The organism is Floricoccus penangensis (assembly GCF_001832885.1).
GTDB classification, from domain to species: Bacteria; Bacillota; Bacilli; order Lactobacillales; family Streptococcaceae; genus Floricoccus; species Floricoccus penangensis.
Genome location: NZ_MKIQ01000028.1, coordinates 101,251 through 126,932, shown reverse-complemented (window position 1 = coordinate 126,932; position 25,682 = coordinate 101,251). Strand labels below are relative to the sequence as shown.

The following is a 25,682-nucleotide window of genomic DNA, read 5'->3' as shown; positions in this document are numbered from 1 at the left end:
GTCAAGGACGGTATAGGCACAGGTTAGTAAAGAAACAAATTATTTTCTCTGAATTTTAAGACCCCAAATATCACCATTTCAATAAGCAAAGTAGATAAAGAGGAGGGTATGTTATGGCATTACCTACAGTAGCGATAGTTGGTCGCCCAAATGTTGGAAAATCAACAATTTTTAACCGTATAGCTGGAGAGAGAATCTCAATCGTTGAAGATACACCAGGAGTAACACGTGACCGTATCTATGCAATTGGAGAATGGCTAAATAAAAAATTCTCATTAATTGATACAGGTGGTATCGAAATGTCTGATCAACCATTTATGGCTCAGATTAAAGCTCAGGCTGAAATAGCTATGGATGAAGCCGATGTAATCCTCCATGTTGTTGATGGTGAAGGTGGGGTTACAGATGCTGATGAATACGTGGCTCAAATTCTATACAAAACAGATAAGCCAGTAATTCTAGTAGTAAACAAGGTAGATAATCCTGAACGTCGATTAGATATTTATGATTTCTATAGTCTTGGTCTTGGAGAACCTTATCCAGTTTCAGCCGTTCACGGTATTGGTACTGGTGACGTTCTTGACGCAATTGTTGAAAATCTTCCAGTTGATGATGAAGAAGAAAATCCAGATATCATTAAGTTCTCACTTATTGGACGTCCAAATGTTGGTAAATCAAGTTTAATCAATGCTATTCTTGGAGAAGAACGTGTAATTGCTAGTCCAATTGCAGGAACTACAAGAGATGCGATTGATACTCATTTTGTTGACCCAGAAGGTCAAGAATATTTAATGATTGATACCGCAGGAATGCGTAAAAGCGGTAAAGTTTACGAATCAACTGAAAAATATTCAGTAATGCGTGCTATGCGTGCAATTGATCGTAGTGATATTGTTCTTATGGTATTGAATGCGGAAGAAGGAATTCGTGAATATGATAAACGAATTGCTGGATTTGCCCATGAAGCAGGTAAAGGAGTAATTATTGTAGTTAACAAGTGGGACACACTTGAAAAAGATAATAAAACTCTCCAAAACTTTGAAGCGGATATTAGAGATCAATTCCAATATCTTTCATATGCTCCAATTATATTTGTCTCTGCTAAGACTAAACAACGTCTTAACAAACTTCCAGATATGATTAAAGATGTTTCAGCTGCGCAAAATATGCGTATTCCAAGTGCCGTTCTTAATGATGTAATCATGGATGCTGTTGCCATCAATCCAACACCAACAGACAAAGGACGTCGTCTAAAGATTTTCTATGCGACTCAAGTAGCCGTGAAACCACCAACATTTGTAATATTTGTTAACGAAGAAGAATTACTGCATTTCTCATATGAACGTTTCCTTGAGAATCAAATTCGTAAGGCATTTGTCTTTGAAGGTACTCCAATTCGTATTATTGCAAGAAAGAGAAAATAATTGTTTATTAACCAGACCTTATCTATAAAGTCTGGTTAAGTATTACCTGTTCGAAATATTATTTAAGTTTTTATATTTTTTAAAATTAAATAATGTATTTTATATCCAAACCATTAAATTTTAAGTATTTAATATTGGATTAAGGAAAAGGAAATGAACAATCAAAAACAATATAAAAAAAATATACCTCTAATAATAGCGGCAAATTTTGTCTCATTTTTTGGAGTTACAACTTTCTTTGTAGCCTACCTTTCGAGTAGAGGTATGTCAGTTGTAGAGATTGGTATATTGGAAAGTATTTTCCATGTTACTAGTCTCCTATCAGAAATTCCATCAGGAGCACTTGCTGATCGTTTTTCTTACAAATCTAACCTTATTATTGGGCGACTCATGCAGATTTTGTCCGCAATCTTAATGATAGCAGGACATAGTTTCTGGGTATTTGCTCTAGGTATGATACTTTCATCATGGGCATATAATTTTGATTCTGGAACTAACGGAGCATTCTTGTATGAGTCCAGTGTAGGCGCAGGCCTTAAGGGAAAATTTTTAAGGATTACTTCCTTAGAAAATGCAGCTATTGAAATTTCACTTGCTCTAGGACAAGTTGTAGCAGCTTTATTCATCAAGGGACTCTTAGTTTATACATACTACATAAGTATATTATTATCTTTAGTAGCAATTGGCATATATTTGTCCACAAAAGATATTGAGAAAAAAGATGATAATGAAGAAAAACTGACCTTTAAAAAAATTATTTCAACAGTAGGAATAGAGTTCAAAGAAAAGCCATATATCTTAATCTGGATGTTCTTTCAGAACTTTTTAGGAATGGCTCTATCAATGTTTTATTTTTACTATCAATTGAAATTTCCTAGTATGAATAAAGGTTTAGTAGTAGGAATAATGGTTTTAGGTACAATTCTTAATGCCCTATTTTCAATCTTTTCTGCTAAAATTGGTGAGAAGATTTCGGCAATTAAGATTATGAGATATGTATCAATTATCTCATCTATTATCCTTTTAGGAGCAATTACTGATAATAATATAATTTATATTTTCATCTACCTATCTTTAAACGCTCTTTATGCTTTGACTATGCCAGCCTATAATAATGAGTTAAATTTGGTTTTACAAAATGAAACCAGAGCTACTATGATTAGTGTTTCAAGTATGATGTTTAGTCTATCAATGGCTATCTTCTTTCCACTTGTAGGTTACGTCATAAAAAAATTAGAATTTCCACTTGCTTTTACAGGATTGGGTATTCTGATACTTATTTTTATTATGGTAAGTTATAGATATATGACTAAAGTTGATGATAAACTAACAGCAGATATGTGTGAAATGAATTAAAAATAATAACTTTTGTTAACTGATTTGGACCTGTGGAAAACTTTTCAGTTAGTTCGAATTTAGGTAGTATAGTTTGACTGTGCTATCTTTTTTAATTATATCGAAAATATATAGATGATTTTTAAAGGTTAGTATAAACGATTACGGTTTTAAAATATTATATGTTTTAAATTTAAAAATATTGATAATTTTTATTTTTTTTACTTTTTTTTGATATAATAAGGTAAATATATAACAAAAGGAGAATGTTTTATGAAAAAGCTAGCATTAAGCTTACTAATGGTAGGTTCTTTATTGTGCAGTGAGGTGGTGAGTACGGTACATGCTTTAGATTCTACATCTGAAAGTTCATCTATTGTATCCAAAGAAAGTACATCGTTATCAAATGGTGAAGAATTTGATAAAAATTCTAGCTCAAACAGTGAATTAACAAGTTTAGAGAAGAATGCAATAGGAAGTGATGAGTCGTCTAATACAGAACAATCCATAAATCAATCATCAACTTCGAGCAGTAAAGAATTCAAATCAGAAGAAACAGAAGAATCTACTAGTAGTACAAATAATAATCCTTCAGAAAGTCGTGCAACTCCTCAACTTGCTGCTTCTGGAATAAGTCCTAGCGTATTTTATTCAACACATGTACAAAATATTGGGTGGCAAGGATTTGTTAAAAATGGAGAAATGTCAGGTACATCTGGACGATCTTTTAGATTAGAAGCAATTAGAATAGAATTATCCGATCTTGATAGTTTTAGCGGAGGAGTCGAATACTCAACTCATGTTCAAAATGATGGATGGCAGCCAAGTGTAAAAGATGGTCAATTATCTGGAACTTCAGGTCGTTCGCTTAGATTAGAAGCGATAAAAATTAATTTGACTGGTCAAATTTCTAAATATTACGATATATATTATCGAGTGCATATACAAGATAAAGGGTGGTTAAATTGGACTAAAAATGGAGCCGCTGCTGGAAGCCAAGGATTATCTAAAAGATTAGAAGGAATTGAGATTAGACTTATTAGTAAAGACCAGAAAGCTCCGAGTGGAAGTGGAAATTCATTTTTGATTGGCAATGAAGCAAATACTCCTCATGAAGTAAAACCAAATGTAGAATATTCTACTCACGTTCAAAATATTGGATGGCAAAATTATAAAAAGAATGGTGATATTTCTGGAACCTCTGGACGTGGATTACGTCTAGAGGGAATAAAAATTAAGTTAAGTAATTTGCCATATGTAGGTGGAATTTCATACTCAACTCATGTTCAAAATATTGGATGGCAAAATAATGTTTCAAATAATCAATTATCTGGAACTTATGGTCGCTCTCTACGGTTAGAGGGAATAAGGATAAATCTAACAGGTGAGATTGCCAATCACTATGATGTTTATTATCGAGTTCATATTCAAGATAAAGGGTGGTTAAATTGGGCGAAAAATGGATCTACTGCCGGAAGTCAAGATGCTTCAAAACGCTTAGAGGCTATTCAAATAGTAATAAAAAATAAATCAGAAAAAGCACCTACAGGTTCAGGGAAGTCATTTTTAGTCGGTGATGAAGCCAGAAATAGAAAAGAAATTGAAAATATTGCTCTCACTAGATTTAATAATCTAGAAGATAACTGGTTCTGGAGAAGAGTTGATAGGTCTGGTACGGATATAGTTCGTATTAGAAAAAATAGCGAGTTTCCTTTATATAATTTTACAATAAAGAATGTCCCATGTGGTAGTGCAATAAGTACTAAGAAGATAAAAGTTCTTGATTCTAAAACTCTTCTAATTCAATCACTTCCTCTTAATGTTTACGACAATCCTAATGATTATAATGCTAAGATTATTTTTTTAAGTGATGATAAGTTTGAAATGATTATTAGAGCAATAAGTCCTCAAAGTTTTGATTATCATAGTACAAATTGGAGGGAAGAAGAAGGTATTGATATATATAATAGGGAAAAATACACAGGTTGATATGCATGACAGAAGTAATTTATACTGAAAGATTAATTATTCGTCCAATGCTATTAAGTTATTATGATAATTGGATTGGTTCCCAAAATAATCGCTTTCCCAGTCAATATAAACATGATGATGGCTTTAAAGATATATCTACTCATAATTTTGAGTGGTTTAAAGAATATATAGAAGAATGTAGTTTTCTTGCCTCAGAAGATAAAATTCGAGTATTTGGAATTTTTGATAAAGAATCGTCCACTTATCTTGGTTTAATTGATGTTATCACTTTATCAAGAGCAAATGTAGATTGGGCAGAAATAGGTTAATATATTAATAATCAATATTGGAAAAAACGGATATGCTTATGAGGCAGTTTCAGCCTTTATACCCTATTTAAAAGATGATCTTAAATTTTCTAGAATTGATGCAGTAGTAAGTATTGATAATATACCTTCTAAAAATTTATTAAAAAAATTAAGTTTTTCTTATGAATGTGTAAGGAAAGAATTTATTTACGAATTTGGTAAATGGGCAGACCAAGATGTCTTTTATATTAATCTACATGATTAAAATAAGTATTGAGCTAGCAAAATTTTGCTAGCTTTTTTGAATAAAGAATTTTGAGTATAGGTAATGACACTAAAAAAGTGAATGATTTTAGTCATTCACTCGTACGTGATTTTCTTTATGCAATTCCCATCATTCTTGCGAATAGTGGTACTGCGATTACTGTTATTACACCCACGATTACTACTGAAATACTGGCCATGGCTGCTTCGGTATCTCCACTATCCATAGCTACTGATACCCCAAGTGCATGTCCTGCAGCTCCAAGTGCAAGACCTCTAGCAATTGGATTTTTAATATGTAGATATTTAAGGCACATGCTACCTAGAGCATATACCAATACACCATTGAAAATTACTGTAAATGAAGTGATTTCAGCAATTCCGCCTACTGATTGAGAAACAGGTACTGCGATTGCAGTTGTAGCTGCTTGAGGAAGAATTGAAGCCATGACGCTTTTTTCCATTCCGACAATTTGTGCTGAGAACACAACTGCGAACAATGAAGCAAATGTCCCGAGTGAGATTGCTGATACGATTTCTAACCAATATTTTTTTAAAACTTCTCTTTTTTTGTAAAGTGGTATTGCGAATGCTACTGTTGCAGGTTCTAAGAAGAAGCTAATAACTTTTCCACCATGATTATATTCTTCATAAGTTATACCTGTAAGTTTTAATACAACTACACCTAATATCATTGCTACAAATAAAGGTGTAAATAGGAAAAATCCGTTTGATTTAGTAAAGGCCCAAGTTCCAGCCTGGAAAACGATTAATGATATTATAATTCCAACATACGGTGTCATAAAATTACTCCTTATTTATTCTATCTAATTATTATGTGTTAAGATTTGCTCAGCAAGTTTTTTAGCTTCGGCTTTTTCTTTTTTATCTATTTTCTCTTTATTGTGGTGATTTTTACGAACTTTTAAAAAGAAAGAAGCAGACCAACCGGTTGTTCCAAGTAACACTACAGTTGCTACAAGGATTACAAATACTATTTGAAAGGCGTAATGTTGCATTAGGTCTAGCGAATTAATTAGAGAAATTCCCGATGGAACAAATAGAAATGCAATTATACTTGATAAATCATTACTAAGTTCTTCAACTTGATCTAGTTCAACAAGATTTGTACACAATGCGATAAATAAAATTACCATTCCAATTACTGAAGCAGGAAGTGGAATAGGTGATATGTATGCAATACCATTGGATATTAACATTATAATTGCAAAAATAAATGCTTGTTGTAAAAACGAATAAGTTTTTTTCATTTTGACTTCTCCTTTAATAATTAATCAACTTTTATACTTGGATTATATAAAAAAAACAGGTGTTTTAGTGGAAATTTTCATGAGATGTCATATACTCAACACGAAATGCAAAAAAATATCTCCAATTTACATGAAGATATTTTGATAATTTTTCTTAATTTAATCCGAGTACTTCTTTAAAGTTTTTTATATATGAACGACTTACTGGAACCCTTAAATCATTGTCCATTATTACTTGCAAAGTATTATTAAACCAGGGTTGTATTTCTTTTATTTTATTAGCATTTAGAATAAAACTTCTATGAGTCTTAATGAAGATGTCATTAGGTAATTTTTCTTCAATTTTATTTAGACTTCCAGTCATTTGATAGCTTTTGCTTTCTAACATTATATTCAATTGTCTTTCTTCAACCGAGACTAGATATATTTCATCTGGTGCAACAAGATATATTCTATCATCAGTTTGAATTGGGATTGAATCAATTATTGGATGTATAGAAGTATCTGATTTGCCTTGGACCCTAGAATTAATTGATTTAAAAGCTTTTTTCAATACCTTTTCAATCTTTACCTCATCAAATGGTTTTAATATGTAATCTTTTGCATTTACTTGAAAAGCTTTCAATGCGTATTCATCATAGGCTGTTGCAAAGATTAGGTAAGGTGCATTATTAAGATTCACAAGTTTTTCAGCGAGATCAAATCCACTTTCATCAGTTAAATGAATATCTAAAAAAAGTATGTCCGGTTTGTGATCAATCATTTTTGACATAGCCTCATCAACGGATTCAGCTTCATCAATAGTATCTATATTTTCATTTTGACTTATTATGTAGTTTAGCTCCTCACGAGCTAAAGGTTCATCATCAACTATTAATACGTGCATTTTGTTCCTCCGTATATGCAGGGAAATTCAGTTCAATTTGACAGCCACCAGTTTCAATATTAGAAATCGAAAAACTTCCATCATTTGAATACAAATTACTTATTCTCTTATAAAGATTTTGGAGAGCTGTTCCAGTACCACTTTTTGAATCTACCTTCATTTTTCCAATTTGCGGAAGTCTTTCTGGTGATATTCCATTTCCATTATCACTAACTAGTATATTCAGTTTGTTATTAACCATCTTAACTTTTATGTCTACAATATTATTTTCTTTTCGATTTCCAAAAGCATGTTTGATAGCATTTTCAAGCAGAATTTGAATCGAATATGGTGGAACAAAAATATCATCTAAACCATCTTCTATATCATAGTTTACAGTATATCGATTTGGAAAGCGTGCTTGTTCAAGGGAAAGATATGAATCTACTTGACTTAGTTCTTGTTCTAATGGAATTGTTGTCTGGCTTGCTCCTTGAAGATTCCCCCTAAAGTAATTACTAAGTTGAAGTAGTAATTTTCTTGCCTTATCACTATCTTTTCGCATAAGTGCAGAGATTGTATTTATAGCATTGAAGAAGAAGTGAGGGTTTACTTGTGCCTGTAAGGATTTTATTTCTGCTTCCTGAAGTAATTTTGCTTGAGCTTCACTCTCACCTAGCTCAATTTGAGAAGAGAATATAGTAGCAAGTCCTTCAGCAAGTTGTTCTTCGACATGAGTCAATTTAGATGGATCAGTGAAGTACATTTTTAATGTTCCAACGGTCTTGTCCTTAACTACAAGTGGGATAACAATTGCTGCTTGCAATGGGCAATTTGGATTTGGGCAGCCTACCTCTTCCTTAGAGTGAGCAATTACCATCTCTCCAGAAGTTATTACATTTTTAGATAGTTCAGTAAGTATTTCAAGCTTTGGTATATGATGGTCGCTTGCAGCTCCAACATGTGCTAAGATATTATTTTCATTTGTCATACTTATTGCACTTACTCTGGTGTAATGTTTAATAATTGCTGCTGCCTGTTGGCAGGATTCTTCATTTAAGCCTTTACGGAAAAAGGGAAGTGTTTCAGCAGCCAAAGATAGAACATCATGAGTTTGAACAGCTTTTGCTTGTTCTTCTTGTCTAAGAGTAATTGTCAGTATTGACATGAATATAAAAGTTCCCAAACTATTTAGTATAATCATTGGAAGAGCAATAAGACTAATTAACTTTTTACTTTCCTCAAAATTACTACTAAATGTAAGGATAAAGGCAAATTGAATCAATTCCATGAGCACAACAACAATCACTGAATAGACTGGTGGTGGAAATGGATGTTTTCGACTCAGCAACTTACTGGCAATACCTGACAAAACTCCAATAATTAGAGATGAAGGTATATAAAAAGCGGATGTCCCTCCACTTTGAAGTACCCTGTGGATACCTGCGATTAATCCAACAGCTCCTCCAACAAATGGGCCTCCTACGAGACCGGAAACCCCAATAACAAGTGTTCTTGTATTTGCTATTGATGTTCCAATGTTTATTGATGTCAGTATATTACTGGGTATAATTTGATTTTTGCTTATTTCAACACCAGTGAAGTTTGAAATTATGGCAAAAGATCCAAGAATCAATATAAGCTGAAGCTTAGATGACAATTTTTCTCTACTAAGTAATATTTTTTTAAAGTAAGGTACGTTAACAAGTAAGAAGGCGAGTAAAATTATGAGACCAACCCGCTCCATCATTAATATGAATAATTCGAACATAAGCGACTTCCCTTGAAATATATTTATATAATAAGTATATCAAAAAACATACCTAAATAATGGTATCGAAAACAATAAATATAAAAAATTTCTATACTTATTTCATACTAATGAAATTATTTTAAGTTATATTATTTTTCTTTAAATAACATTGTTTAAAGAAAATTTATTGACTATAATTGAATTAAACAAAAAAATAGGGAGTGAATGATGAATAAAAATAAGTTATTTGTTTTAGGACTTTTACTAACTTTCGCAACGACAACTGCCTGTTCTAAAAAAGTTGAAGAAAAAAGCTCAAATGGTAATAATCTTCAAAAGATTGAACGGAAATCAAGTGAAACAAGTTCTTCAACTACCAAGGAAATAAAAAAAACTAGCGAATCTAGTAAGGGCACAGATATAAAAAAAGATTCAAGTGAGGTTGTCCTTAGTGAAGAAGAGCAAAAAGGAATAAATTTTAATAATCTTCCAATAAAAATACAAGTTCATCTCATTGCTACTATTTCAGACTCAAGGGCGGAGTCTGACCTACAAGGTTATCAGCTTGCTTATAATATTGACGGGGATGATTTATATCTTCAAGTTCACTCAGGCGTAGGAAATTCTCATCCGATTCTTCACTTTGTAACTGAAAATAATACGATATATCCAAAAGGTGGAACAATAGGTGATGGACCCTTAAAGATTAAGAAGTTTGAAGTAGATGAAACACCAATTACTAAAGCTCAATTATATGATAAATATACGTTAAACAAATCTATATATGATTCTGGTTTAGATAAAATAAATGAACAAACCGGTGAAAATAATATGGTCAATTATTTTTATGCAAATGAAAAGAGATTAGAATTAATAGATGGTGAAAACCTTTTGATGAGATTAATAGGTACATGGGAATCTTCTAAAGGCGGAAAAATATTTATTAAATCAGGAACTGGTGAATATAGTTCTTTATTGATTGTCATTCAGGAAAATGCTGTGAGTGGTTTTGCAATTAACACAGCTACATATAATCCTATAAGTGAGAACGTTATATTCACGGAAGCAACTGATACAAGATTGCCAGATGGAGAAATAAATTGCAAAGTTATATTTAAAGACGATAACAATTTTGAAATAATTCTTAAGGATAACAATTCTGATTTTTATAATTCAAATACTTGGGTAGAAAATGACCAAATAACGACATTTAAAAGAATTGAGTAAAAAATAAAAATTACATAAAATTATTTTAGTTATTCTTGAATATTTCAAAAGCATTTTCTATATCTAAAACTCTTTCAAAGAATTCAGGAGTCCAAGGAACATGGATGTCTGGAGCAATTCCAATACCATTTATACCACGATCTTCATCGACAACTGACATCTTGCTTGTTGGATAAAAAAGACAAAAATCTTAAATATAATAACAAGCCGATTTCTCGGCTTGTTATTAATTGATTATGCTAGAAGATCTTTTAATTCATTTTGAGAAATTGATTCATCAAAAATTGTTTGACCAATGATTATAGTTGGTACGAACTTAACATTAGCTCTATCAGCTTCATCAGATAGTTCTTTTGCATATTTTTTGTGATCGTGTTCTGTTAAATTTAATTTTTCTTTAGCGTATTTTTCAACATTTTCAAGACTTAAATTTCCCCACTCATCTTGGTGATTGAAAATTAATTCGATTTCTTCAAGAGCCTTTTGAGGGTTTGAATAATCGACGAAGCGGTGCATAACATTTCCACGTTGAAGAGATTCTTTAGTTTTGTCAACTAATTTAATTATTCTTTCAGCCTGCCCATTTGAAACAGCTTCGTCTAAAATATCCTTAGATTCGAAGAACCATTTTCTACAGTAAGGGCATCTAAGATTAATTAATTCTAAAACTTTTTTATCTGATTGACCAATATGAATTCCTAAAACACTTCCTACTTCTTGAGCTTTAATAACACTAATATCCATTTTTATACCACCTTTCTTTTATATAATTTTAGCAAATATAGTTTGAAATATAAAATTTTGTGGATTTTAAATATTATACGAGCTTTAATCCTTTAAATAGGCTTGATACTTGCAATAGTAGGCAAACTGTGTTATTATAAGTAAAAATACATGGAGGGAGCGAACTTAGTTGTTTCGCTCTTTGTGTTTGTTTTAGACCTATAATTAATAATAGACGCAGTCTTTGTAGAAGAAAAGGAGGTATCATGTCAGAAGTTATTAGTATTGTAACTAAGGAAATCGAGCCCTTGATTCCAGCACCATATGAACTTGTGGATGTTGAATGGGAGAAGATGGGAGCCGATTTTGTTCTTCGTATTTTGCTTGATAAACCAGAAGGAATTACTCTTCAAGATACGGTTGAACTTACGGAAATTATTAGTCCAGCTTTGGATGAAATTACTCCAGATCCGTTTCCAGCTGAGTATATGCTTGAAGTAGCAAGCCCAGGTGCTGAGAGACCACTAAAGAAAGCTAGTGATTTTGAAAATGCTGTTGGAGACCATGTCTATGTTAGCCTTTATACAAAGGTTGATAAGTCAAAGGAATTTATTGGAGATTTAGTAAGTTTTGATGGTGAGAAACTTGTAATTGACTATCTTGATAAATCACGTCATAAGACAGTTGAAATTGAACTTAAAAATATTGCCAAAGCTCGCACGGCTGTAAAAATCTAGAGCACATAGGAAAGGAATTTATAAATTGAGCAAGGAAATGCTAAGTGCCCTTACAACTCTTGAAGAAGAGAAGGGAATCAAAAAAGAAGTAGTAGTTGAAGCAATTGAACAAGCAATGACTGCTGCCTATAAAAAACAATATGGACAATCACAAAGTGTAGAAGTTATCTTTGATGATAAAAAAGGAGATTTCCAAATCTACACTGTTCGTGAAGTTGTTGATGAAGTATTTGATAGTCGTCTAGAAATTTCATTAGATGATGCTTTGAAAATTAATCCTCACTATGAAATTGGTGATAAGATTCGTTTTGAAGAAAAACCAAAGGATTTCGCTCGTACAGCTGCAGGAGCTGCTAAACAAGTAATCATGCAAAAAATGCGTGAAGAAGAACGTACAATTATTTATAATGAGTACTCACGTTATGAAAATGAAATCATGACTGGTACAGTTGAACGTTTTGATAATCGTTTTATCTTTGTTAACCTTGGTAAGATTGAAGCACAATTATCTAAGCGTGACCAAATTCCAGGGGAAAAATATGAAGCACATGATCGTATAAATGTTTATGTTTATAAAGTTGAAATGACTTCAAAAGGAACTCAGGTTTTTGTAAGTCGTAGTCATCCTGAACTTCTTAAACGTTTATTTGAAAAAGAAATTCCAGAAGTTTATGATGGAACTGTTGAAATCATGGGAATCGCGCGTGAAGCAGGAGACCGTGCAAAAGTTGTTGTTCGTTCAAACAAAGAAAATGTTGATGCAATTGGTACAATTGTAGGTGTGGGTGGTTCAAGAATTCAAAGTGTAGTTAAAGAACTTCACGGTGAGAATATGGATATTATTGAATGGGATGAAGATCCAGCAGTATTAATTGCAAATTCATTAAAACCAGCTAGCGTTGAGCAAGTAATTCTTAATCCTGAAACTCCAAGACAAGCAATTGTTGTTGTTCCTGATGATCAATTGAGTTTAGCAATTGGTAAGCGTGGACAAAATGTTCGTCTTGCTGCACATGTAACAAATCATAAACTTGATATCAAATCTTCATCTGACTATGAAAAATATTTAGCTGAACAAGCAGATCAAGTTATTGAAGAAGTCGAAGAAGTTGAAGAACTTGTCGGAGATGTTCAAGGTGATGAACTAGCAGTTGTAGAAGAAACTATTGTTACAGACTCTGATGAAATTGAAGAATTTAAAGCAGAAGAAGTTGAAGCAGAAGAAGCAATTGAAGATTTTGATGAGGAAGTTCTAGATTAATCTAGAATAAGGAGCCTTTAATGAAGACACGTAAGACACCAATGAGAAAATCAGTTGTTTCAAATGAACAGTTTCCCAAAAAAGATTTATTAAGAATCGCCTTTGATAAAGAGGGAAATGTTTCAATTGATCCAACTGGTAAAGCCCATGGACGAGGAGCTTACTTGGCCTTAACAAATGAAGAGGCAGCTCTAGCCAAAAAGAAAAAAGTATTTGATCGTACTTTTCAAACAAGTATCTCAGATGATTTTTATGATGAGTTAATCGAATATGTAAATCATCGAGTAGCTCGTCGTGACTTAGGACTCGAATAAAAATGGAAGAAAAAGTATTAAATCTATTAGGCCTTGCCAAAAGAGCTGGTAAACTTACCACAGGTGAGGAATTAGTAGTCAAAAGTATTCAAAACGGTAAAGCTAAATTAGTTTTTGTCGCAAATGATGCTTCAGAAAATTTAATCAAAAAAATTGCAGATAAAACAGACTATTACAAGATAAGAATGACAGATATCTTTAGCTCTTACGAACTTAGTAATGCAATTGGTGAACCACGTAAGGTGATCGCCGTTACTGAAAAAGGATTTGCTAAGAAGATGGGAGAACTTATGTCGAAATAGGATAATATAGATGATGAGCCAGTGATATACTCCTTGTCATCAGACAGTTAGGAGGACATATTTTGTCTAATAAAAAGCGTATAAATGAAATTGCCCGCGAAAGTGGATTGAAGAATAAAGAATTGATTGAACATGCTCAAAAATTAGGATTTGATGTTAAAACACATTCAAGTAGTGTGGATGGCGAGCAAGAAAAGAAACTTCTTGCAAGTTTTAAATCTTCTAATAATCAAGCAAAACCTGCTCCAAAAAAGGTGACTAATAACCAGTCACCTAAACATGCAGATAACAATCAACCAAAAAAGGCAGCACCAAAACAAGAGAACAACCGTTCTAATAATCGTCCTGTCCAAGCTCAACAAGGGAAAAATAGTAAACAAAATTTGAATAATAAGCCACAGAATAAACAAGCAAGTAACCAAAATAAACAAGTAAATAACCAAGGTAGCCAAGGTCAAAAACCAGCAAATAATAGCAACAAGAATAATAATAACCGTAATAACCAAAATAGACAACAAGGTAACGGAAATAACTCTCAAGCTAGAAATAATAATGCTGGTGGAAACCAAAATCAAGGTCAAAACCGTAACAATAATAACAGAAATAATAATAACAATAACGGACGTAATCAAGTGCGTAATGCCCGTAATAGTAACTGGAACTCTAAGAAAAAAGGAAAACGTAATAATCAAAATACTGCACCAGCAGTTCCACAACGTAAATTCCATGAACTTCCAGAATCATTAGTTTACTCTGATGGTATGACAATTGCTGATATCGCTAAAAAAATCAAACGCGAGCCAGCTGAAATTGTTAAAAAACTTTTCATGATGGGTATCATGGCAACTCAAAATCAATCACTTGATTCTGAAACTATTGAATTACTTCTTATGGATTATGGAATTACTCCTGAAAAGAAAGTTGAAGTGGATTCAGCTGACATTGAACGTCTTTTCATTGAAGATGATTATCTAAATGAAGATGAATTAGTAGAACGTCCACCAGTTGTTACTATCATGGGACACGTTGACCACGGTAAAACTACTTTGCTTGATACTCTACGTAATTCACGTGTTACTAGTGGCGAAGCAGGTGGTATCACTCAACATATTGGTGCCTACCAAATTACAACTGAAGGTAAGAAAATTACTTTCTTAGATACACCAGGACATGAAGCATTCACAAGCATGCGTGCACGTGGTGCCAGTGTAACCGATATTACTATTCTTGTAGTAGCGGCTGATGACGGAGTTATGCCTCAAACAATTGAAGCAATCAATCACTCTAAAGCAGCAGGAGTTCCAATTATTGTTGCTATCAACAAGATTGATAAACCAGGAGCAAATCCTGAACGTGTTATTCAAGAACTTGCTGAACATAATGTTATGAGCACTTCTTGGGGTGGTGATTCTGAATTTGTACAAATCTCAGCAAAATTTGATAAAAATATTGATGAGTTATTAGAAACAGTCCTTCTAGTTGCTGAAATGTTAGAGCTTAAAGCAGACCCTACTGTCAAAGCAATTGGTACTGTTGTAGAAGCTCGACTTGATAAAGGTAAAGGAGCGATTGCTACATTACTTGTTCAACAAGGAACACTGCATCAACAAGATCCAATCGTTGTTGGTAATACATTCGGACGTGTTCGTGCAATGGTTAATGACCTTGGTCGTCGTGAAAAATCTGCCGGTCCAAGCTCACCAGTTGAAATTACTGGACTTAATGATGTACCTCAAGCAGGTGATCACTTCGCAGTATTCGATGATGAAAAATCAGCGCGTGCTATTGGTGAAGAACGTGCTAAACGTGCTCAATTACTCCAACGTCAAAGTACAAATCGTGTAAGTCTTGAGAACCTATTTGATACTCTTAAAGAGGGAGAAGTTAAGTCTGTTAATGTAATCATTAAGGCAGACGTACAAGGTAGTGCCGAAGCTTTAGCAGCAAGTCTTCAAAAGATTGATGTTGAAGGTGTGAAAGTTGATATCGTTCACTCAGCAGTTGGTGCAATTAGTGAATCAGATGTAAGTTTAGCCGAAGCATCTAACGCTATTATTATCGGATTTAATGTTCGTCCTACACCACTTGCTCGTGTTCAAGCTGAACAAGATGACGTTGAGATTCGTCTACATAGCATTATCTATAAAGTTATTGAAGAAGTTGAAACAGCTATGAAGGGACTTCTTGATCCTGAATTCGAAGAAAAAGTTATCGGAGAAGCAGTTGTTCGTGATACATTCGTTGTTTCTAAAGTTGGAACTATTGCTGGTTTCTTAGTTACATCTGGAACAGTTAAACGTGATGCGAGCGTCCGTGTAATTCGTTCAGGAGTAGTAATTCATGATGGAGCAATTGCTAGCCTTAAACACCTTAAAGATGACGTTAAAGAAGTTAAAAACGGTAACGAAGGTGGAATGATGCTTGAAAACTTCAATGATGTTCAAATTGACGATACATTCGAAATCTATGAAATGGTAGAAATCAAACGCTAAACCATTGAAGTTACTAAGGAGTCATCTTGAAAAGATGATGAACAGTTACGGAAAAGGTTCTCCAGATCACTTGCGACTTATACTAGTGAGCTTTGCTCGCTACAGTATAATCGACATCGAAACGAAGTGTAGTATTGATTTTACGACTGAATAAGGAGTAAAGAGATTGCGATTAGGACTGTCAAATTTTATTTGACATAGTTCTATCGACAGCGAAAAGAGTGAAACTCTTGGAGATAGTGAATCTGGTCCATTGAAGTTACTAGCGATTAAAACTAGCAACTTTAGTTGCTTAAGTTTTATAGTAGACTTACTTTAATTCAATGAAATTAAGAATCATATATAAATAAAAATTTAATTATCAAATAAAGGAGGAATTTCTATGTCAAACTTCCGTTCAGACCGTGTTTCAACAGAAATTAAACGTGAAATAAATGATATTTTACATAATAAAATCCGTGATCCACGATTAGAAGACGTAAATATCACTGATGTTAAGGTTACTGGAGATTTAAGTCAAGCTTCAATCTACTATAGCCTTCTCAGTGATTTGGCAAGCGATAACGAAAAAGCTCAAAAAGCATTTAAAAAAGCTAATGGAGTTATTCGTAGTGAACTTGCAAAACGCATGAGCCTTTATAAAGTTCCAGAACTTATTTTCGTTAAAGATGAATCAGTTGAGTATGGAAATAAGATTGATGAACTTTTAAGAAATTTAAATAAAAATTAAAATAAAAAACGAATTGGAAGAGATCCAATTCGTTTTTCTTATATCATAATTTAAAAGTTTTGATAATTTTATCAACGACTTGTTTTTGAGATAAGTCGGTGTTATCAATTTTTATATAATTAACATTAGGGAATTCTTTTTCAACCTGTCCATCAGTACTTATAAGTTGAAGATTATTATTTGTTTCGATAATTTCATTATGTGAAAATTCAAGATTTCGTTTAGAGGGTTTTGCATTCAATCGTTCTTCATGAACATTGCGACTTAATCTTGTTTCAATATCTGTTACAAGTTCAATAAAATATACTTTTTGGCCTGCATCTGTAAAGATGCTTGAGATATCATGTAAGAAATTAATATCATCTTGACAACCAAAATTTATAACAAGTGTAAAGATTATTGAATCAGTTGAGTTAGTTTCAGGATTTTTAACAAAAGCCTTGAATAATTCTTTCCTTGTTAAATCTGAAAGCCCAAAGGCATCTTCTGTATAATTGAGATAATTAGCAAATAGATCAATAGTTTGATGATTATAGAGAAGCTTTCCATTGATATTTTCTTCAAGTATCTTACCAACAGACATTTTCCCGACAGCTTGTGCACCAATTATGACGAATAGGCTCATATTGTTCTCCTTTTATTTTTTTGGAAACGCTTTAAAATATTGTGTAATAATTTTAACATATTTTTGTGATAAAAGTTATCATTAATTTACTAAATTTAATAATAATGAAATTGTAAAAATGATATATTATACTTAGAAAAGTATTGTGAGGAGCGAGATAATGACGAAGGAAATGTTTTTTAAAACGGCTAAATCTAATATAGAAATAACATTATTAATCTTTATCATTATGGGAATTGACCAGATAGTTGTAAAACGTCAAGATGTTGTTAATTTATATACAGATGGGATAGTTATCATTGTTACAATATTGTCGATAAATATACTACGTGAAACGAATTTGTCAATGTGGAAGACATTTCTTGGTACAATAATTGTCAATTACATATTAGTTCAAATAATGCAGTTTTTCTCAATACATTGCCTATCATTCAATATTTATGTCTATATTTTCATTGTCGTGTTACTCATAATTTTAGCACTCATATCAGGATATCTATATAATAAAATGCATAACTCAATTAAAATAAATACCTAAGCTTGGGCCATTGACTTGTCCAAGTTTTTTTCTGCATTCGTTCCTTAAAAATTTCCATTTTCTCTTCGCATGATTCAAAATAAGGTGTTGGTGTAATAATAAAATTCACAATATCGGAAACACCATATGGAGCAAAAAGTTCAATTTCAATATCTTGAGGATTTATACGACAAGCAATAGCAGTACATTTTTCAGGAAATTTAGAAACTGCATCTCTAGAATTTAAGTAAGGAGAGGTGTTCAAATTATGAGAGTGCATATAAACTTGATTTTTGACTTCCCATTCATATTGGGGATATGAAGCTTTTAACTTTTCTTGTATGAGAAAGTTTTCTTCATAGGGAATTGATTTATCGTAGAAAATTACATCAATATCTGTATTTTTATCAAGCGAATTTCTACCTGATAAATAGTTCCACATGAGGTTACGAATAGTTCCTGCACAAATCCAGGAATCTCTAAGTTTTAAATTATCGACAATAGTAAGTAACTCCATAAAATCAGGATTAGATTGCAATATCTGTATAAATTGGTTTTCTTTCATAAAAAATGTCACCTGCCTTTAGCTGAAAAATATATTTTAATTTATTATATCATTTGTATTGACTTAAGTGATGTTACTTGTTATAATATTTAGGTGTGTTTAATCACACTCGCGTGGGAGGTGGTTCGTCCGCCATTAAACCACATCACGATGAACGTGTTAGGACATTGGTCTTAAGCGTCATATAAAATAGGAGGAAATTATCGTGGCTAAAAAAGTAGAAAAACTTGTAAAATTACAAATTCCTGCCGGTAAAGCAACACCAGCTCCACCAGTTGGACCAGCATTAGGTCAAGCAGGGATCAACATCATGGGATTCACAAAAGAATTCAACGCTCGTACAGCTGACCAAGCTGGTATGATCATTCCAGTTGTAATCAGTGTTTATGAAGATAAATCATTTACATTCATTACTAAAACACCACCAGCTGCTGTTCTTTTGAAAAAAGCTGCAGGTGTTGAAAAAGGTTCTGGTGAACCTAACAAGAAAAAAGTTGCAACTGTAACTCGTGCACAAGTTCAAGAAATCGCTGAAACTAAAATGCCTGACTTAAACGCTAGTGACATTGAATCAGCTATGCGCATGATCGAAGGTACTGCACGTTCAATGGGCTTCGTTGTAGAAGACTAAGAGAAAGTTTATTAAATTATCAATAGGTAATTTAAAAGTTTTCAGATTACAATTCCCACGAAGTTCGGGTGGGAGGATAAGTATATCTTTAGATTAAATCTGAGTATATACAAGACCCGTAAATACCACAAAGGAGAAAATAAAAATGGCTAAAAAAAGCAAACAAATGACTGCTGCTATTGAAAAAGTAGACAGCACAAAAGTTTACAGCGCTGAAGAAGCTGTAGCTCTTGCAAAAGAAACTAACTTTGCAAAATTTGATGCAACTGTAGAAGTTGCTTACAACTTAAATATCGATGTTAAAAAAGCTGACCAACAAATCCGTGGAGCTGTAGTGCTTCCAAACGGAACTGGTAAGACTCAAAAAGTTTTAGTTTTCGCTAAAGGTGAAAAAGCTAAAGAAGCTGAAGCTGCTGGTGCAGACTACGTTGGTGACGACGAATTAGTTGCTAAAATCAATGGTGGATGGCTTGACTTTGACGTTGTAGTTGCAACTCCAGACATGATGGCTGTAGTTGGACGTCTAGGACGTGTTCTTGGACCTCGTAACCTTATGCCAAACCCTAAAACTGGTACAGTTACTATGGATGTAACTAAAGCAGTTGAAGAAGTTAAAGCTGGTAAAGTAACTTACCGTGCTGATAAAGCTGGTATTGTTCATGTTCCAATTGGTAAAGTATCATTTGATGATGCTAAACTTGTTGAAAACTTCAAAACAATCAACAACATTATTGCTGCTGCAAAACCTGCAACTGCAAAAGGAACTTATATCACAAGCTTAACATTAACAACAACAATGGGACCTGGCGTTAAAGTTGACCCAGCTTCTCTATAAGATATAAGATAAAATCAGATTTCGGTCTGGTTTTTTTATTTTCACCATTTTTCTTTACGTAAATACTTGATTTGATATAATTAGAGAATAACTAATGGAAAAATAGGGGAAATATATGTATACATTTTATTGTTATAGCAAGTGTTCGACTTGTAAGAAAGCTAAAAAACAGCTAGATGATGCTGGAATTAAATACGAAAGTATTGACCTAAAGGAGAATCCTCCAAAAGCATCATTAATTTTATCTTGGATTAATGAATCAGGTCTTGATAAAAAGAAATTCTTTAACACAAGTGGTATAAAATATCGTGAACTTGGACTAAAAGACAAGATTGATAAAATGTCAGACCAAGAAGCTGCAGATTTACTTTCAACTGATGGAATGCTTATTAAGCGACCAATCCTGTTAAAAAATGGAAAATTTGTCCAAATTGGTTACCGTAGCGAGTACAATCTGTAAAATCTAAGGAGAAAGTCATGGAAAGACTGCAGCTTAAAGTAACAATTGACCGACCCATTGGATATAAGAATGACTTTGGTAATATTTATCCAATAAATTATGGGTATATAGCAGGTGTGATCGCAGGTGATGGTGAAGAGCAAGATGCCTACGTTTTAAGTACATCAGATGAACCACTTAAAGAATTTACGGGCTATCTAGTAGCTATTATAAGGCGAAAAGATGATGTTGAAGATAAGTGGGTAGTCGCTGAAGCTAACCAAACTTACTCCGCACAAGAAATTTATCAAGCAGTTGAATTCTTGGAGAAATATTTTGATTCAGAAATTGAGCTTGTCAAATAGTTAATATTAATAATAATCAGAATCTTTTTGACATTTTTTATTTTGTCTGATATATTAATATCAACAAAAAGAAGGGAATAGTTATGACTTATTTTAGGTTTACAAATACAATCTTGCAAGAACGGCGTATGTTGGTAAAATCTAACATATTATATTGTCATGCTATTTTCTGTTGATTATTATATGATTGGTTTACTTTAAAGTTTATCTTTCTATACATAAGGAGCTGAATTAGTTGGCTCCTTTTCGTTTACTCTAAATTGGATATATGTTAGGTTTTAAAATTAATAAACTTAAACGTTAGTATTTCACACATTGAAATACATATATAAAATCTTTTTTAATATATCTATATGGTATTATAGAAAAAGTCCATAGTTGGAGATTATTAAAGGTTCTATTTTAGTTAGATAACACATCTAGCAATTTAGGAGAGATGAATAATGTATAAAAAAAATGACAACAGTAGAACGCGAAATGCGTTGCTACCTTTAATTGGATATCTTATTTTAAACTTAGCAGATCAATTATTTTCTTTTGCTTGTCCGATACTATTTTATGAAGTCACAAAGACAGCATTAGCTAGTAGTACTTTTACTGCAATTGATTTTTTGCCAACTACCATATTTGGCTTCTTTATAGGAGTTTTTCTTGATAAATTTTCCAGAAGAATTTTAATTTTCTTTGCCTTAATAATACAATCAATTTTTGCTTTATTAATACCAATATCTGTTTTTCATAATATACCATTAATTAACATATATATTTTAACTTTTATTATGTCTACAGCAGAACTAGTGAGTACAACTGGTATTGAAATAATAGTTCCTTCAATAAGTGGGAAAGAAAATCTTACAAAGATAACGGGAATTATGGGGTTTATAAATTCTGTATTGAGGATGATTGGTCCAGGGATAGCAGGTCTTGTATTAGCAAATTTTGGTTACAAATTGGGTTTTCTTACTGCGAGTGTTTTATTTCTAAGTGTGGGATTGATAATTATTATTATGCCAAACCAATATTTAGAGAATAAAAAAATTGAAAAGAATACTAAAAGTAAAGTTACTTATTTTGATTCGTTGAAATCAGGTTTTTATTATGTTTTTAAGGATAAAATTCTTAGACCTATTACATTTAGTTTTTTATTTGCAAATTTAGGATTTGGATTGGTAGTACCTGTATTAATTTATACCTTGAAAAGTGACTTTTTAGCATCGGATAATATGATTGGTTTATTCTTTTCATTTGCTGCTGTAGGTGCACTCATTACTAATTTGGGATATATAAAGTTTTGCAAGAAAATTTCATTAGGTATCCAACTAATAGCCACTGGTATTGTTATTTTACTAGGTTTTCTAACTATGCTGTTTACAAGTAATATTTACATTTTTGCTATAGCATATTTATTTGTTTCGTGTGGAAGTGTCTGGGCTCAAAGTAACTTTTATTATGTGAACCAAGCAAGGACTAGTGATAATTACAGGGGACGAGTTACAACGACTACAAAAACAATGAGTAGAATATTTGGTCCAGTGATGGCAGTCGCAGGCGGGTTCTTTACAGATTATGTAGGAATCAAATCTATTTTTGCTTTAGCGTGTGTATTTATGGTACTTTCCATAGGATGTACGGTTGGTTCTGGACTTTGTAAAATAAATAAAGTTGAAGAAAAAAATTATTAGTCTATTAGTAATATTTTAGAAACTAGTAAATCTAGTTTCTTTTTTCTTGCTATATTAATTATATATGTTATATTACTTATATAACAAAGAGGTGAGATATGATTATTGAAATTGATTTAGAAAGTTCAACGCCTATTTATGAACAGTTAATCTGGGAGATAAAAAAAGGAGTTGCCAATAAGAAAATTAACTCAGGTCAGGAGATGCCCAGTATACGTGAGTTAGCTGGGGACTTGGGCATAAACTTACACACTGTTAACAAGGCCTATAAATTGCTTGAAGATGAAGGGATTTTGCTCCGTAGACGAAATCGTTTTGTCGTAAATGAAGTAGAAAACTTCAAGGAAAATGGTTCATGGAGGGAAGTGATGGATGATTTGCTTTATAAAATCATCATTAATGAAAAGTTGTTGGGACTTAGCGAAGATGATTTTTCGGCACTCTATCAAGAAAACTTGAAGAAAATAGAAAATAAAATGGAGGATGAGTAGATGGGTACTCAAAAAAGATACGCTAGCCTCGATTCAAGAACCAGAGTTCCAATTGTCGCTACTAGCAAATATATAATTGTTTATCTGATTGCAGTCGTTAGTGAGTTGATTATTACATTTGCCTTTTATGATAAAATTCCTAATCAGATTCCGACACATTTTGATGCCTTGATGAATCCAAATCAATTCACAGAGAAAAGTTTGTCAACAGTTCTTTTTATGCCACTAATTCAGACTGTAATGTTGATTATTTTTATTGTTTGTAATGAAATGATGAAAGCATCAAAAATTCAAATTTCGTCTTCCAACCCAAAAGATTCATTGAAGATAAACGAAGAAGTTAGACTAACTAACTCTAAATTATTATTTAATTTGTTTATACTAATGCAATTAATTTTCTTCACAGTTCAGATGATGACTTGTTTTAATATAAGAAATTTAAGATATGTTATGCTAGCAATTTTATGTCTAACTATTGGATATGTTATTGTGTATATATTGATGCTACTTAAAGTACGCAAAGGTCATTCCTATCGAATAGTTGAAAATAAATCTGCATGGAAATTTGGATTCTTATATTACAATAAAGATGATGTTGCCTATATTGTTCAAAAAAGAAGTGGACTTGGCTATACACTAAATTTTGCAAGATATCAGTCATGGTTGATTACCTTAGCTTTTATTTTATTAATGTTAGTCATTGTTTTCTTAGGAAATAAATTTTCTTAGTTAGAGATTTGAATGGACCGGTAAGGTCCATTTTTTATAAAATTAAATATTATAATATGATATAATGAAAACAAAAAAGAGAATAATTTGTTATGAAAGAAAATAAAGCAATAATATTTGATTATGATGGTACTCTATTATTAAAATGTGAAGAGATTATATCAGATAAGATAAAAATACTTTTGAAGAATTTAAAGGATAAAAATTTTCTTATTATTTTAGCAACTGGTAGGCCGCTAAATCATTGCCAGTATTTATTGGATGAAAATTTAGTAGATTATATAGTAAGTGCAAATGGTTCTTTGGTTACTGCAAAAGAGAGATTTTATTCAATACCCATTTCTGCGACTAAGGTTAAGATTTTTAATGGCTTTTGCACTGAAAAAAATATTCCAACAACCTTTTATAGTGAGGATATTCTTACAAATGGAGTGGTGGATAATAAAATCGTAGCAGGTTTAAAAGATGCGATGAATATTAATGCTTTGGATTTACCTCTTATTGATGTTGAAGAAGTGAAAGATATATATTTAATGTGTGCCTTCTGTGAAGAGAGCATGGATGTGAAACTTAGAAGTTCTTTTCCAGACATGTATTTATTGCGTTGGCACCCGTTTATAATTAGTGTTTTGGAGCAAGAAGTTTCAAAAACTAATGGAATAATGGAAATTTTAACTCACCATCATATTTCGCCGAATGATTGCATTGCTGTTGGTGACGGTGGAAATGATGTTGATATGCTTCAAATGGTGGGGCGTGGTATTGCGATCAAAGGAAATAAGAAATTAATGGAGGTTGCTGATTATGTAATTCACTCTGTAAAAGATGAATTGATTAGTATTATTGAGATACAAGATTTTTAACAGCTCAAAAGGACTTGGCATTAGCCAAATCCTTTTTCTTATATTTTTAGATATTAATTTCTAAAATAATTGGTGTGTGGTCTTGTCTTGCGCCACTATCAATCATATCAGATACTTCAATCTTGTCAGCAATCCTATTACTTACTAACCAGTAGTCAATTCTCCATCCAGAATTATTGATTTTACTTGTTTTAGAGCGTTGTGCCCACCAAGTATAACGTTCTGGCACATCACCATGTTTATATCTGAAAGTATCAGTAAATCCAGCATCTAGTAGTTCAGTGAATTTTGTTCTTTCTTGAATAGTGAAACCAGCAGAATTTCTATTTGAATTTGGATTTTTAAGGTCAATTTCTTCATGAGCTACATTGTAGTCACCACAAGCAATGACTGGTTTTTTAGCATCCAAAGTTTTTAAGTAGTCTCGGTATTGATCATCCCATAATTCACGTTCTGGTAATCGTTTAAGTGCGTCACCAGCATTCGGTGTATATACTTCAGTAACATAAAAATTTTCAAATTCGAGAGTAATGATACGTCCCTCACAGTCCATGGTAGAAGGAGCAGAAATTACAGCTTTCTCAACCTCTGGAGTATATTCTTCTTTATAAAGAAACATGGTTCCAGCATAGCCCTTACGAGCAGGTTCGCAGCTTGAACGCCAAACGATTTTGTATTCAGGGAAAAGATTTCCAAGAATTTCCAAGTGTTTTTTAGTAGGTCCAGTTTCCTTAAGTTTTGTCTCTTGTAAAGCCAAGACATCAGGTTTCATAGAAGCAAGATTTTCCAAAACTCCGAATGTCATTTGACCACGCGGAGAAGTAGCAGTTAAGCCTGCATTCAGTGAATCAATATTCCAAGAAATAAATTTCATTTTAATTAGTGTTCCTATCTATTATTGTTGTCTTATCCTACTAATTATAGCAAAAAAGCAAATATTTTGTGATATAATGGATTCAAACA

30 protein-coding genes are annotated in these 25,682 nt (G+C 32.3%); 21 read left to right on the top strand and 9 right to left on the bottom strand.

From position 1 onward, the window contains the following. The first annotated feature begins 113 nt into the window (after positions 1 to 113). The 5 genes from der (at position 114) to BG262_RS11050 (ending at position 5,303) form a co-directional block, all read left to right on the top strand. Positions 114 to 1,424: a ribosome biogenesis GTPase Der gene (gene der / locus BG262_RS07205; protein ID WP_070788217.1), complete on the top strand. Its 1,311-nt coding sequence runs from the start codon at positions 114 to 116 to the stop codon at positions 1,422 to 1,424. A gap of 153 nt (positions 1,425 to 1,577) precedes the next feature. Continuing rightward, positions 1,578 to 2,780: an MFS transporter gene (locus BG262_RS07200; protein ID WP_070788216.1), complete on the top strand. Its 1,203-nt coding sequence runs from the start codon at positions 1,578 to 1,580 to the stop codon at positions 2,778 to 2,780. A gap of 252 nt (positions 2,781 to 3,032) precedes the next feature. Beyond that, positions 3,033 to 4,748, top strand: a complete 1,716-nt coding sequence (locus BG262_RS07195; protein ID WP_070788215.1) for an Ig domain-containing protein — start codon at positions 3,033 to 3,035, stop codon at positions 4,746 to 4,748. A gap of 5 nt (positions 4,749 to 4,753) precedes the next feature. Then, positions 4,754 to 5,059 (top strand): GNAT family N-acetyltransferase, encoded by a 306-nt coding sequence (locus BG262_RS10435; RefSeq protein WP_083312936.1) that lies wholly within the window; start codon positions 4,754 to 4,756, stop codon positions 5,057 to 5,059. A gap of 1 nt (position 5,060) precedes the next feature. Next, complete coding sequence (locus tag BG262_RS11050) at positions 5,061 to 5,303, top strand: GNAT family N-acetyltransferase (RefSeq protein WP_083312947.1); 243 nt, start codon at positions 5,061 to 5,063, stop codon at positions 5,301 to 5,303. Between the two features lie 115 nt (positions 5,304 to 5,418). On the opposite strand, the gene lrgB is transcribed toward BG262_RS11050, so the two are convergent. From lrgB to BG262_RS07170, 4 genes are all read right to left on the bottom strand, one after another. Beyond that, the gene (gene lrgB, locus BG262_RS07185; RefSeq protein ID WP_070788214.1) at positions 5,419 to 6,105 is read right to left on the bottom strand and encodes an antiholin-like protein LrgB; all 687 of its coding nucleotides are present in this window, start codon (positions 6,103 to 6,105) and stop codon (positions 5,419 to 5,421) included. A 24-nt stretch (positions 6,106 to 6,129) separates the two neighbouring features. Next, on the bottom strand, positions 6,130 to 6,573 hold the full coding sequence (lrgA, locus tag BG262_RS07180; protein WP_070788213.1) for an antiholin-like murein hydrolase modulator LrgA: 444 nt from the start codon (positions 6,571 to 6,573) through the stop codon (positions 6,130 to 6,132). A gap of 154 nt (positions 6,574 to 6,727) precedes the next feature. Then, positions 6,728 to 7,459, bottom strand: coding sequence for a LytR/AlgR family response regulator transcription factor (locus BG262_RS07175; RefSeq protein WP_070788212.1), 732 nt, complete (start codon positions 7,457 to 7,459; stop codon positions 6,728 to 6,730). Then, entirely contained in the window at positions 7,440 to 9,209 is a 1,770-nt protein-coding gene (locus tag BG262_RS07170) for a sensor histidine kinase (protein WP_070788211.1), read from the bottom strand. The genes BG262_RS07175 and BG262_RS07170 overlap by 20 nt, the downstream gene beginning before the upstream one ends. A gap of 210 nt (positions 9,210 to 9,419) precedes the next feature. Here BG262_RS07170 and BG262_RS07165 point away from each other — a divergent pair, with 210 nt between their 5' ends. After that, on the top strand, positions 9,420 to 10,418 hold the full coding sequence (locus BG262_RS07165) for a hypothetical protein (RefSeq protein ID WP_070788210.1): 999 nt from the start codon (positions 9,420 to 9,422) through the stop codon (positions 10,416 to 10,418). Positions 10,419 to 10,443: 25 nt separating this feature from the next. On the opposite strand, the gene BG262_RS10965 is transcribed toward BG262_RS07165, so the two are convergent. Beyond that, complete coding sequence (locus tag BG262_RS10965; protein ID WP_267886999.1) at positions 10,444 to 10,578, bottom strand: hypothetical protein; 135 nt, start codon at positions 10,576 to 10,578, stop codon at positions 10,444 to 10,446. A 74-nt stretch (positions 10,579 to 10,652) separates the two neighbouring features. Beyond that, positions 10,653 to 11,162, bottom strand: a complete 510-nt coding sequence (locus BG262_RS07160; RefSeq protein ID WP_070788209.1) for a thioredoxin domain-containing protein — start codon at positions 11,160 to 11,162, stop codon at positions 10,653 to 10,655. Between the two features lie 245 nt (positions 11,163 to 11,407). Between BG262_RS07160 and rimP the strand changes: the two genes are divergently transcribed. From rimP to rbfA, 6 genes are all read left to right on the top strand, one after another. Beyond that, a complete protein-coding gene (gene rimP / locus BG262_RS07155) occupies positions 11,408 to 11,878 on the top strand; it encodes a ribosome maturation factor RimP (RefSeq protein WP_070788208.1) in 471 nt (156 codons plus the stop codon). Between the two features lie 25 nt (positions 11,879 to 11,903). Further along, positions 11,904 to 13,139 (top strand): transcription termination factor NusA, encoded by a 1,236-nt coding sequence (gene nusA / locus BG262_RS07150; protein WP_070788207.1) that lies wholly within the window; start codon positions 11,904 to 11,906, stop codon positions 13,137 to 13,139. 20 nt (positions 13,140 to 13,159) lie between these two features. After that, positions 13,160 to 13,453, top strand: coding sequence for an RNase P modulator RnpM (gene rnpM / locus BG262_RS07145; RefSeq protein ID WP_070788206.1), 294 nt, complete (start codon positions 13,160 to 13,162; stop codon positions 13,451 to 13,453). After that, the gene (locus tag BG262_RS07140; RefSeq protein ID WP_162271526.1) at positions 13,450 to 13,755 is read left to right on the top strand and encodes a YlxQ-related RNA-binding protein; all 306 of its coding nucleotides are present in this window, start codon (positions 13,450 to 13,452) and stop codon (positions 13,753 to 13,755) included. Before rnpM ends, BG262_RS07140 begins: the two co-directional genes overlap by 4 nt. A gap of 62 nt (positions 13,756 to 13,817) precedes the next feature. Further along, positions 13,818 to 16,247, top strand: a complete 2,430-nt coding sequence (gene infB, locus BG262_RS07135; RefSeq protein ID WP_070788204.1) for a translation initiation factor IF-2 — start codon at positions 13,818 to 13,820, stop codon at positions 16,245 to 16,247. Between the two features lie 382 nt (positions 16,248 to 16,629). Then, a complete protein-coding gene (gene rbfA, locus BG262_RS07130; RefSeq protein ID WP_070788203.1) occupies positions 16,630 to 16,977 on the top strand; it encodes a 30S ribosome-binding factor RbfA in 348 nt (115 codons plus the stop codon). A gap of 43 nt (positions 16,978 to 17,020) precedes the next feature. Here the strand turns inward: rbfA and BG262_RS07125 are convergent, their stop codons facing one another. Further along, entirely contained in the window at positions 17,021 to 17,602 is a 582-nt protein-coding gene (locus BG262_RS07125; protein WP_070788202.1) for a hypothetical protein, read from the bottom strand. 160 nt (positions 17,603 to 17,762) lie between these two features. On the opposite strand from BG262_RS07125, the gene BG262_RS07120 reads away from it, so the two are divergent. Then, positions 17,763 to 18,140, top strand: coding sequence for a hypothetical protein (locus tag BG262_RS07120; RefSeq protein WP_070788201.1), 378 nt, complete (start codon positions 17,763 to 17,765; stop codon positions 18,138 to 18,140). On the opposite strand, the gene BG262_RS07115 is transcribed toward BG262_RS07120, so the two are convergent. Then, positions 18,124 to 18,684 carry a nucleotidyltransferase family protein gene (locus BG262_RS07115; protein ID WP_070788200.1) on the bottom strand — a complete coding sequence of 187 codons (561 nt, stop codon included), beginning with the start codon at positions 18,682 to 18,684 and terminating at the stop codon, positions 18,124 to 18,126. The two genes, BG262_RS07120 and BG262_RS07115, sit on opposite strands and share 17 nt — an antisense overlap. Positions 18,685 to 18,889: 205 nt before the next feature. On the opposite strand from BG262_RS07115, the gene rplK reads away from it, so the two are divergent. The 8 genes from rplK to BG262_RS07075 all read left to right on the top strand — a co-directional run bounded on the left by rplK (position 18,890) and on the right by BG262_RS07075 (position 24,719). Beyond that, complete coding sequence (rplK, locus tag BG262_RS07110; RefSeq protein ID WP_070788199.1) at positions 18,890 to 19,315, top strand: 50S ribosomal protein L11; 426 nt, start codon at positions 18,890 to 18,892, stop codon at positions 19,313 to 19,315. A gap of 145 nt (positions 19,316 to 19,460) precedes the next feature. Next, on the top strand, positions 19,461 to 20,150 hold the full coding sequence (gene rplA / locus BG262_RS07105; RefSeq protein WP_070788198.1) for a 50S ribosomal protein L1: 690 nt from the start codon (positions 19,461 to 19,463) through the stop codon (positions 20,148 to 20,150). A 115-nt stretch (positions 20,151 to 20,265) separates the two neighbouring features. Beyond that, positions 20,266 to 20,610, top strand: a complete 345-nt coding sequence (locus tag BG262_RS07100) for an arsenate reductase family protein (RefSeq protein ID WP_070788197.1) — start codon at positions 20,266 to 20,268, stop codon at positions 20,608 to 20,610. 17 nt (positions 20,611 to 20,627) lie between these two features. Further along, the gene (locus BG262_RS07095; RefSeq protein ID WP_070788196.1) at positions 20,628 to 20,954 is read left to right on the top strand and encodes an inorganic pyrophosphatase; all 327 of its coding nucleotides are present in this window, start codon (positions 20,628 to 20,630) and stop codon (positions 20,952 to 20,954) included. A 443-nt stretch (positions 20,955 to 21,397) separates the two neighbouring features. Continuing rightward, the gene (locus tag BG262_RS07090) at positions 21,398 to 22,636 is read left to right on the top strand and encodes an MFS transporter (RefSeq protein WP_070788195.1); all 1,239 of its coding nucleotides are present in this window, start codon (positions 21,398 to 21,400) and stop codon (positions 22,634 to 22,636) included. 98 nt (positions 22,637 to 22,734) lie between these two features. Next, positions 22,735 to 23,127 carry a GntR family transcriptional regulator gene (locus BG262_RS07085; protein ID WP_070788194.1) on the top strand — a complete coding sequence of 131 codons (393 nt, stop codon included), beginning with the start codon at positions 22,735 to 22,737 and terminating at the stop codon, positions 23,125 to 23,127. Beyond that, positions 23,128 to 23,856 (top strand): DUF1648 domain-containing protein, encoded by a 729-nt coding sequence (locus BG262_RS07080; RefSeq protein ID WP_070788193.1) that lies wholly within the window; start codon positions 23,128 to 23,130, stop codon positions 23,854 to 23,856. 92 nt (positions 23,857 to 23,948) lie between these two features. Beyond that, positions 23,949 to 24,719, top strand: a complete 771-nt coding sequence (locus BG262_RS07075) for an HAD hydrolase family protein (protein WP_070788192.1) — start codon at positions 23,949 to 23,951, stop codon at positions 24,717 to 24,719. A gap of 46 nt (positions 24,720 to 24,765) precedes the next feature. Here BG262_RS07075 and BG262_RS07070 read toward each other — a convergent pair whose 3' ends face one another. Next, positions 24,766 to 25,593: an exodeoxyribonuclease III gene (locus BG262_RS07070; protein ID WP_070788191.1), complete on the bottom strand. Its 828-nt coding sequence runs from the start codon at positions 25,591 to 25,593 to the stop codon at positions 24,766 to 24,768. Positions 25,594 to 25,682: the final 89 nt, after the last annotated feature.